General features: G+C 64.4%; 9 protein-coding genes and 1 pseudogene. 8 read left to right on the forward strand and 2 right to left on the reverse strand.

The window, feature by feature from the left end; all coding sequences use genetic code 11:
* Window positions 1-293 precede the first annotated feature (293 nt).
* From KBA32_RS14895 to KBA32_RS14920, 6 genes are all read left to right on the forward strand, one after another.
* Window positions 294-1,370 (forward strand): LacI family DNA-binding transcriptional regulator, encoded by a 1,077-nt coding sequence (locus KBA32_RS14895; RefSeq protein ID WP_294360493.1) that lies wholly within the window; start codon window positions 294-296, stop codon window positions 1,368-1,370.
* A gap of 220 nt (window positions 1,371-1,590) precedes the next feature.
* The gene (locus KBA32_RS14900) at window positions 1,591-2,853 is read left to right on the forward strand and encodes an extracellular solute-binding protein (protein ID WP_294360495.1); all 1,263 of its coding nucleotides are present in this window, start codon (window positions 1,591-1,593) and stop codon (window positions 2,851-2,853) included.
* A 270-nt stretch (window positions 2,854-3,123) separates the two neighbouring features.
* A complete protein-coding gene (locus KBA32_RS14905; protein WP_294360499.1) occupies window positions 3,124-4,242 on the forward strand; it encodes a carbohydrate ABC transporter permease in 1,119 nt (372 codons plus the stop codon).
* Window positions 4,243-4,292: 50 nt separating this feature from the next.
* Window positions 4,293-5,147 (forward strand): carbohydrate ABC transporter permease, encoded by an 855-nt coding sequence (locus tag KBA32_RS14910; protein ID WP_294360501.1) that lies wholly within the window; start codon window positions 4,293-4,295, stop codon window positions 5,145-5,147.
* Between the two features lie 5 nt (window positions 5,148-5,152).
* A complete protein-coding gene (locus tag KBA32_RS14915; protein WP_294360504.1) occupies window positions 5,153-6,607 on the forward strand; it encodes a glycoside hydrolase family 32 protein in 1,455 nt (484 codons plus the stop codon).
* Window positions 6,608-6,639: 32 nt separating this feature from the next.
* Window positions 6,640-7,779, forward strand: coding sequence for an ABC transporter ATP-binding protein (locus tag KBA32_RS14920; protein WP_294360511.1), 1,140 nt, complete (start codon window positions 6,640-6,642; stop codon window positions 7,777-7,779).
* 103 nt (window positions 7,780-7,882) lie between these two features.
* Here the strand turns inward: KBA32_RS14920 and tilS are convergent, their stop codons facing one another.
* Complete coding sequence (gene tilS, locus KBA32_RS14925) at window positions 7,883-8,521, reverse strand: tRNA lysidine(34) synthetase TilS (RefSeq protein ID WP_294360513.1); 639 nt, start codon at window positions 8,519-8,521, stop codon at window positions 7,883-7,885.
* Window positions 8,522-8,606: 85 nt separating this feature from the next.
* Here tilS and KBA32_RS14930 point away from each other — a divergent pair, with 85 nt between their 5' ends.
* Window positions 8,607-8,891 carry an ISAs1 family transposase gene (locus KBA32_RS14930; protein ID WP_294360515.1) on the forward strand — a complete coding sequence of 95 codons (285 nt, stop codon included), beginning with the start codon at window positions 8,607-8,609 and terminating at the stop codon, window positions 8,889-8,891.
* Here KBA32_RS14930 and KBA32_RS14935 read toward each other — a convergent pair.
* Window positions 8,884-9,171 (reverse strand): annotated as a pseudogene (locus KBA32_RS14935) (transposase DNA-binding-containing protein); the annotation flags it as partial. The gene KBA32_RS14930 and the pseudogene KBA32_RS14935 overlap by 8 nt on opposite strands.
* On the opposite strand from KBA32_RS14935, the gene KBA32_RS14940 reads away from it, so the two are divergent.
* On the forward strand, window positions 9,074-9,473 hold a 400-nt coding region (locus KBA32_RS14940), incomplete at its 3' end, for a biotin/lipoyl-binding protein (RefSeq protein ID WP_294360518.1). The pseudogene KBA32_RS14935 and the gene KBA32_RS14940 overlap by 98 nt on opposite strands.

A 9,473-nucleotide genomic window follows, 5' to 3' on the forward strand; every position in this document is an offset into this window, starting at 1 on the left:
GTCTGCTGCCGGAACGCAGACGGTGTGATTTCCCCCCTCCCGCCACGACGCGCCCGGCAAGCGGCCGGCCTCTCGCATTGCGCGCGCCGCCGATTTCGTCGCGCTGCTCGAAGCGCTGGGCTGGCAGGATGTGCGCTACGATACGTCGTGTGGCCGTTCGCCGGAGTCCTGGGGCGATGGCCCACCGAATACGCCCGCAAGCCGAGAGGATCAACGATGAACGCGATGGCGACCGACGTTTTTTTCCGACACCGAACCGACCCGGCGATCGATCCGCGGCGACGGTCATTCGCATGACCGTCCGTCCCCGCAAGGCGCGTTCGCGCCGCCCGACCATGAACGACGTCGCCCGTGCGGCCGGCGTGTCCCAGACGGCCGTGTCCTTCGTGCTCAACGACCGGCCCGATGCCACGATCTCCGAGGAGACCCGGGCGCGAATCTGGCAGGCGGTGACCGACCTGGGCTATCGGCCCAACGCCATGGCGCAGGCGCTTCGCTCGGGCAAGTCGAGCCTGCTGGGTTTCGTCACCGACGAGATCGCCACCACACCTTTCGCCGGCCTGATCATCCGCGGTGCGCAGGATGCCGCCTGGGCGCACCATCGCATCCTCACCCTGGTCAACACCGACAAGCGCGCCGATCTGGAAAGCGAAGCAATCGGCGCCCTGCTCAAGCACCAGGTGGAAGGCATCGTCTTCGCCACCATGTATCACCACGAGATCAGCCTGCCGGCCATCCTCGGCGACGTTCCAATCGCGCTGTCCAACTGCTATTGCGCGGATTCCCGCGTGGCCGCCGCAGTGCCTGACGAGGAACGGGGCGGCTACGAGGCGACGCGGCATCTCCTTGAGCGCGGTCACCGCGACGTCGCCTACGTCAGCAACATCGACGACATTCCCGCTACCCACGGCCGGCTCGCCGGCTATCGACGCGCGCTCCACGAGTTCGGCCTGCCCTTCCGCGAGGATCGCGTGCGGTACCTGCCCAGCGTGCAGGAGGGCGGCTACGACGCCGTGATGTCGCTGATGCGGCAGAGCGGGGAACGGCCGACGGCGCTGTTCTGCTTCAACGACCGCATGGCGATGGGGGCTTATGCGGCCCTCCAGGATCTGGGCCTGCGCATCCCGCAGGATATTTCGGTGGTCGGTTTCGACAACCAGGAACTGATCGCCGCCCATCTGCGTCCGCCGCTCACCACCCTGCGGCTTCCCCACTACGAGATGGGGCGGTGGAGCGTCGAGGCCCTGCTCGGCAAGGTCGGCACCCCGTCGCGGACGCTCATCCACTGTCCGCTCATCGAGCGCGAATCGGTCGCGCGAGTCGACGCGAAGCAGGCGCGGGCCAGGTCCGTGAAGGATTCCTCGACGTAGCACGCGACGCCACGCTGCTTGCATCCTGGCGTCCGAATCTACCCGAAAGTCATTTTTTACTTTTTTCTTGACAACCTCACGTTCGTCGTCAATACTTTCCGCCAAGCAAGTAATACGTATTACTTGCCGGGATTTACGGGTCTTGGTGGCGCGCCGCAGCAGACCCGAGGCTTCGGTCCATTTTTTTGGCGGGCGCGTTAATACGAGTTAGGAGACGTTCATGCGCAACAAGACAATTGCCTTCCCCTTCGCCCTGTCGCTCCTCGCGATGGCCACCAGCGCGTTGGCCGCGCCGACCGAGATCACGATGTGGCGCCACGAAAGTGGTGACGTGGAGGTCGAGGTGGTGCGCTCGATGATCGATGGCTTCAACAAGTCGCAGAACAAGTACAAGGTCGTCTACGAAAACCTGCCCAAGGGTTCCTATACGCAGTCCGTGACTGCAGGCGCGGTGGCCAAGAAGCTGCCCTGCCTGATCGACATGGACCAGCCCACGGTCGCCAACTTCGCCTGGTCCGGCCACATCCGCCCGATCGGCGACCTGGTCGACAAAAATGTGGTCTCGCAGATGCTCAATGGCGGCAAGGGCGAATACAAGGGCATTCTCTATTCGGTGGGACAGTTCGACGCTGCGCTGGGGATTTTTGCCCGCAAGTCCGCGCTGGACAAGGCCGGCCTGCGTACACCGACCATCGACAAGCCCTGGACGCTGGCCGAGTTCAACGACGCGCTGGCAAAGCTCAAGACGCTGCCGGACTACGAGTACGTCATCGACATGCACAACACTTTCGACGGCGAATGGTGGACCTATGCCTTCTCGCCGTGGATGCAGAGCTTCGGCGGCGACCTGATCGACCGCCAGACGATGACCCATGCCGACGGCGTGCTCAACGGCACGGAGGCGGTGGCCTTCGGCAAGTGGTTCCAGAGCCTCTACACCAAGGGCTACGCCAACAAGAAGCCGGCCGACGACAAGTCCTTCGTGCTCGGACGTGTTCCGCTCGACTACATGGGCAACTGGGCCTACGCCGAAGCCAAGGAAAAATGGGGCGACGACCTGATCGTCCTGCCCCCGCCGGATTTCGGGAAGGGCTCCAAGATCGGCGCCGCCTCCTGGCAGTATGGAATCAGCAGCACCTGCGCGACTCCCGAAGGCGCTGCCGCGTTCATCAACTACATGCTCGAACCCAAGCAGATCGCCGCCAACAGCGCCGCCACCAAGCTGATCCCGATCACCCAGGCCGGTGCCGACATCAGCCCCGACTACAAGCCCGGAGGCCCGCTGCGCTTCTATTACGAGTTCTCCAAGAAGTTCGCGCTGGTACGCCCGGGAACCCCCGGCTACCCCTTCCTGACCAGCACCTATGAAAAAGCGATGCGAGCCATCGTCAACGGTGCCGACGTTCAGCGCACCCTCGATGACGCGGCCGATGCCATCGACCGCAACATCAAGGACAACAAGGGGTACGGCTTCAAGCTCTGAGAACCTGCTGATGCTCGCGGGAGAAGGCGTGACCGGGGCGCAGGAGCCGCTCCCGACCCCGCGGATGCCCTCTCCCGAAAGCGCCTGAACGGGTTCGTTTGCCGATGAATCAGTCGGCCTCGCGAGGCGGTTGTGGAACTCCGGAGCCCGAAGCAAGCCCGGAACGGTTCCCGTCCTGACCTCGCCGATGCCGCCAAGACTCGTCGGCCGGTTTTCTGATCGTCACGTGGCGGCCTTTTCCGGGCCACCGCTTTGTGCGGAGATCCATCCATGTCCGAAACCAGCCTTACTCCAGCCGCCTCGACCGCGGGGACGCCCTCCCGCCGGCGGCGGCGCACCAGCGAGGGGCGCACCGCGCTCCTCATGAACCTGCCCGCCATGGGCGGCCTGCTGCTCTTCGTGGTGCTGCCGTTCATGCTCGCCATCGTTTTCAGCTTCACCGATCAGCGCCTGCTCTCCCCCAACCCCACCGAATTCGTCGGACTGCGCAACTACGAGCGCCTGCTCGACGTCGCCGTCATCAAGCTGGACCCCGTGCGCGATGAGAGCGGCGCGCTGGTCAAGGATGCGGACGGCAATCCCGAGTATCCGCGTCTGCGGACCGTTTTCCGCGAGAATCCCAAATACGAAGGCTTCAAGGAAGTCAAGACCTTCGACGTCGGCGAGGCCCGCTACGCGGTCGCTTCCAAGGATCCGCTGTTCTGGCGGGCGCTGGCCAACATCATCCTGTTCGTCGTCATGGTCGTCCCGCTGCAATGCGGCGCGGCGCTCGGTTGCGCGCTGCTGATCAACCAGAAGCTGCCGGGAATGACTTTTTTCCGTACCGTTTTCTTCAGTCCGGTGGTCATCTCGATGGTGGTCATCAGCATCGTCTGGACCTTCCTGTACGACCGCCAGTTCGGCCTCGTAAACCAGTTTCTGTCGTGGATATCGTTCGGCTACATTCCGCCGATCGACTGGCTCGGCGACCCCTCCGTGGCGATGACCGCGATCGTGATCATGAGCGCCTGGCAGGCCATGGGCTTCCAGATGGTGATCTTCCTCGCCGGCCTGCAGAGCATCTCTGCCGATCTGTACGAAGCGGCTAGCCTGGATGGCGCCAACGCCTGGCAGCGCTTCCGCAACGTGACCCTGCCGGGGCTCAAGAACACCACCATCTTCATTCTGACGGCCACCACGATGCAGGCGTTCGCGCTCTTTACGCAGATCGACGTGATGACCCAGGGCGGCCCTGACGATGCCACCGTCACGGTGATGTACAACGCCGTGCGCACGGGCTTTCGGGAGCAGGACATCGCCTACGGCAGCACCATCACGGTGGTGTTCTTCCTGATGATCCTTGCGGTCGCTTTCATGCAGCGTCGGCTCATTGCGGGAGGAAACAAATGAGTAATTCAGTCCGGAAAAAGTCGTCCCAGAAGCTGCGCCGCCGCATCGGCATGGTGATCAGCTACACCTTGCTTGGCATCCTGACCCTGGTGTTCGTGCTGCCGATCGCCTTCATGCTGGTCTCCAGCCTGAAAGGGTCGGATGCGATCTTCGCCGACCTGCGTTCCTGGCGCGCCTTCCTGCCGGTGGGGGATCTGTCGTTCGACAACATCCAGTACGTGTTCGCCCGCGGCAACTTCCAGCGCTATGCGGTCAACTCGGTGATCATCACCCTGGTCACGGCCACCCTCAGCGTGATGGTCAACAGCATGTCGGCATTCGCCCTGGCACGGCTCAACTGGCCGGGCAAGCGACTGGTGTTCGCTTTCGTGATCGCGATCCTGATCATCCCCTTTGAGGCGATCGCGATCCCGCTGCTGATGCTGGTGAGCGAGGTGCCGGGTCTGCACATCGGGCTGGACGGCATCTTCATGACCGATTCGATGTTCAACACGCACCTGGTGCAGATCCTGCCCTTCGTGGCGAGCCCCTTCACGCTCTTTCTGTTCTACCAGTTCTTCCGCGACCTGCCGACCGAACTCGATGAAGCGGCCCGGCTCGATGGCGCCACCGCCTTCCAGATCTACTGGAAGATCGTGATGCCGCTCTCCAAGCCGGTGATTGCTACCGTGGCGATCCTGCAGTTCCTCACCATGTGGAACCAGTACCTGTGGCCGATCATGGTGGTGCAGAGCGCCGACGTCCGCCCGGTGATGCCCGGCATCCAGGAGTTCTTCAACCGCACCCCGGCCTGGGGCCAGATCATGGCCTATGCCTCGCTCGTGACCCTGCCCGTGCTTGCCATCTTCGTAATGTTCCAGCGCTGGTTCATCCAGAGCGTTGCCAGCAGTGGCGTGAAAGGTTAATCCAGATGATCAACGAGACTATTCAGGGCCTGCGTCCCTCTTCCCATGGCGCGACGGCCGGCTGGCCGGACGCCTATCGTCCGCGCTTCCACTTCACCGCCGCGGCGAACTGGATCAACGATCCGAATGGCGTCTGCTGGCACGACGGGCGCTACCACCTGTACTACCAGTACAACCCGAACGCGGCCAAATGGGGCGACATCCACTGGGGGCATGCCACCAGCGAGGACCTGGTGCATTGGCAAGACGAGCCGCTGGCGCTCGCCCCTACGCCCGGCGGCCCTGACGGCGAAGGCTGTTTCTCCGGCAGCTTCGCGCTGATCGACGGGGTCCCGACCCTCTTCTACACCGGCTTCACGCAGGCCGCACAGGTGCAATGCAGTGCCACCAGCACGGACATGCAGGTGTGGCGCAAACGACCCGAGGCCGTCATCGCGCAGCGGCCTGAAGGCGTGGCCAGCGACGATTTCCGCGACCCCTACGTGTTCCGCCACGACGGCTGGTGGTACATGGCGCTCGGCGCCTCGCTGCGCAAGGAGCGTGGCCAGTGCCTGCTCTACCGCAGCCGCGACGGTGCGCACTGGGACTACCGCGGGCCGCTGTTCGTGTCGCCCGACCCGACCCTGGGGGTGATGTGGGAGTGTCCCAACTTCTTCCCGCTCGGCGACAAGTGGGTCCTTTCCGTGTCGATCTGGCTCGGCGTCGGCGCGCACTATTTCATCGGCCGATTCGAGAACGAGCGTTTCATCGCCGAAACGGACGGCGTTCTGGACGTCGATGGCAGCGCCTTTGCGCATCTCGCCACCCGCGGACCGGACGAGCGGACCCTGCAGTGGGCCTGGATCCAGGAGCGTCGCGATCAGGATCTCGCCGATGCCGACGGCTGGTCCGGGGCCATGACCGTCCCGCGCCAGCTCGGCTTGGACGTCGACGGCGCGCTGACGATCCGGCCGGTCGCCGAGATCGCCGCGCTGCGCGGTCAATGCGTCGCGCAGATCACTGCCCGCGGCGAGCGCGGGGTGGCCGGACGCTTTACCGGATGCCACCTCGACATCGCGGCGCGCTTTGTCTTCCGCGACATGGGCCGGTTCGGCCTGACCGTGCTCTCCTCTCCGGACGGCAGCGAAACGACGCGCATCGTCTTCGTCCCGGGAACGCGGCGACTCTCGATCGAACGTTCGCGCAGTTCCATCAACGCCAAGACCTGCCGCCAGGACCAGACCGCCTTCGTTCCGATGGAGCCCGGAGATGCGCTGGAGTTGCGCGTTCTGCTCGATGCCAGCGTGCTGGAAGTCTATGCCAACGATCGCGTCTGCATCACCAGCCGCGTGTATCCGGCGCTGCACAGCAGCATCCACGGCACCGCCTTCGCCGAAGGCGACGCCGACGTCGATCTGCGCGTCTGGGAAATGGGCAGCATTTACGACCAGGCGCGCCGTGTTCCGGCGTCAAGGCCCTGATCGAGAACCGATTCCGCATTGAGGAGCAAGACATGTCCGATATCGATTTCATGAACGTAGACAAGTCGTACGGCGACACGCGACTGGTCATCAACAAGGTCAACCTGCGCGTCGAGCCGGGCGAATTCTGCGTCTTCGTCGGGCCCAGCGGCTGCGGCAAATCGACGCTGCTCAGGATGGTCGCCGGCCTCGAAGACATCACCGGCGGCGAGATCCACATCGCCGGCAACCTGGTCAATGACCTGCCGCCTGCCGAGCGCGGCGTAGCGATGGTATTCCAGAACTACGCCCTGTATCCGCACATGACGGTGGCCCAGAACATGGCCTTCGCACTGACCCTGGCGAAGACCCCCAAGGCGCAGATCGACCAGAAGGTGCATCGCGCCGCCGAGATCCTGCAACTGCAGCAGCTTCTGCACCGGTATCCCAAGCAGCTCTCGGGCGGTCAGCGCCAGCGCGTGGCCATCGGGCGGGCGATCGTTCGCGAGCCGCAGGTATTCCTTTTCGACGAACCGCTTTCCAATCTCGACGCAGCGCTGCGCGTGCAGACCCGCATCGAGATCGCGCGCCTGCACCGCGAGTTCGGCAAGGCCAGCGTGATCTACGTGACCCACGACCAGGTCGAAGCCATGACCATGGCTGACAAGATCGTTCTGCTCAATACCGGCGCGGCCACCGACAAGTACGGCAGCATCGCCCAGGTTGGATCGCCGCTCTCGCTCTACCATCGTCCGCGCAACCGCTTCGTGGCCGGCTTCATCGGTTCGCCCAACATGAACTTCCTTCCCGGAACGCTGGAAGGCGGCGATGCGCATTCGAGTACCATTGCCCTGGCCGGAGCCAACCGCGTCGTCGCCATGGCCGCGCCGCGCGAGCCGATCCCGCACGGCAGCAAGGTGACCATCGGCATCCGTCCCGAGCACATCCGACTGGGCGCCCCGGACGCGGCCGAACAGGGCGTCGTCGGCGAGGTGGTTTATGCCGAATACCTGGGCGAGAGCAGCTATGTGCATTCCCGCCTGGCTTCAGGCGAGACGATCCTGGCCAAGGAAGAAGGGACCGCCAGGGTTCGCACCGGCGACCGCGTCAGACTGGTTTTCGCGCCCGAGCAAATCCACGTCTTCGACGACCACGATCAGGCCCTGGTGCGCACCGCCGAGCTCGAGCGGTAGGCGTCGGCCAGGCCGAGTGCGCTCGAAGAACGCACCCGGCCGGCGAATGGCCGGCGAACGAAGCGGGGAACGGGGATCGCCACCTCGGTCGCGGGCGGCGCCGTTACCCGCTGCCGGATTGGGCGCAGTCAGGATCCCGGAGCGGCAGGACGCCGTCGTCGCCGGATGCGCAGGCGAAGCGGACATCGACGCCGATTCCCGCCACCCAGGCGAGCTCGCCGGCGACCCACAGCAAGGGCAGACGCACGCGCTGCCAGGGCGGCAGCGCGGCGTCCTGCAGCAGCTTGCGCACGCAGTGCCGCGGCCTCCTTGCTTCGGGCTGCAGGCGTTCGCCCCCGCATCTCGCGGCGACGCACACCTCCGCGCCGGCAAGATTCCGGACTCCGATCCCGGCGCCGCGAACCGTCACGAAACGCAGCCGCCCACCGGCCCACGACAGCTCGCGCTGGCCCGACCAGCGCAGCGGCGCATCGGGAATTCCGGCCGCCGGCGCGACGAGGTGGATCTCGCCGCGATAGACGTGCAGTTCGCCATCGACGCTCGCTACGCAGGTCTGCGCCAGCGCATCGCTGGCGGCGAGCTGGCGCAACGCCTCGTCGATCCAGCGCGAGTCGGTTGCGCGAAAGCCCGCGGCGCGCCCAGCGAAGCGCAGCAGGTTGCGCGCGCGGCGGATTGATCGCCGCCCGGAAAAAGGGGGTAGAGCACGGCAATCGCTTACGCAGATGTCGTAAACCCACCGCAAAAGTGGTTAACGATCAATGAGATACGACAACCTATTGTAAACGCTAAAGAAATGTCGTCTACTCTCGCATTTTGCGAGAGTCAAAATGACCCTGCTGTCGATCTTTTCCCGCCTGGAAGACCCGCGCCGCGGACCAGCCAAGCGCAATGGTTTGCGCGAGATCCTCGTGATGGCGATCTGCGCGGTCTTGTGTGGCGCGGATGACTGGGTCGAAGTCGCCGAGTGGTGTGAAGACGAAGCGGACTGGCTCAAAGGATTTCTCGACCTTCCACAGGGCACGCCCTCGCATGACACCTTTGGCGACGTCTTCCGCGTACTGGATCCGGACGTCTTCGAATCATGCTTCCGCGAATGGATCGGCGGCCGTTGAAGTCCAACTCGGTGCTGTCTTGCAGGCAGAGCACGACCGGGTGCTGCCGCATCCTGGCTTCCGTTTGGGCGATGTGCGGATCGAGGATGGACTGCCAACCCAGCGAGCGCTTGCCAGCGCTGGCTTGATCGAAGAATCGGTACGCCGCTTGGGTCTCGGCCCAATCCGGACACGCGCCGGGAATGCTCGCCGTCGGCTTGTCGGCAAAACGTGCCGCCAACTTGATCAGCCGATCGTTCAAACGCCCGTCGCCGAGCTTCGCACCGGCAAATTCTTCCATCGCCCACGTCGCCATCGCCATTTCCTCGCAAAAAGGACGACTCGCAAGCAAGGTGTGTAACGACTCCCTGTACGGCTACGCCACCGCCGACAAGCTCATCCCGCAGAGTTACGTGAAGATCGTGCAGCCGGCCGAGTCCGGCATCGTCAAGGAAATCCTCGTCCATGAAGGCGACTCGGTCCGGGCCGGCCAGGTGCTCATGCGCATGGACATGCTGATTACTGAGGCCGACAGCAAGTCCATTGAAGCGGAATACCAGCGCAAACGCGCCACCTTGGCGCGCATCGACGCCGAACTCGCAG

This window comes from Propionivibrio sp., assembly GCF_017995515.1.
Lineage (GTDB): Bacteria > Pseudomonadota > Gammaproteobacteria > Burkholderiales > Rhodocyclaceae > Propionivibrio.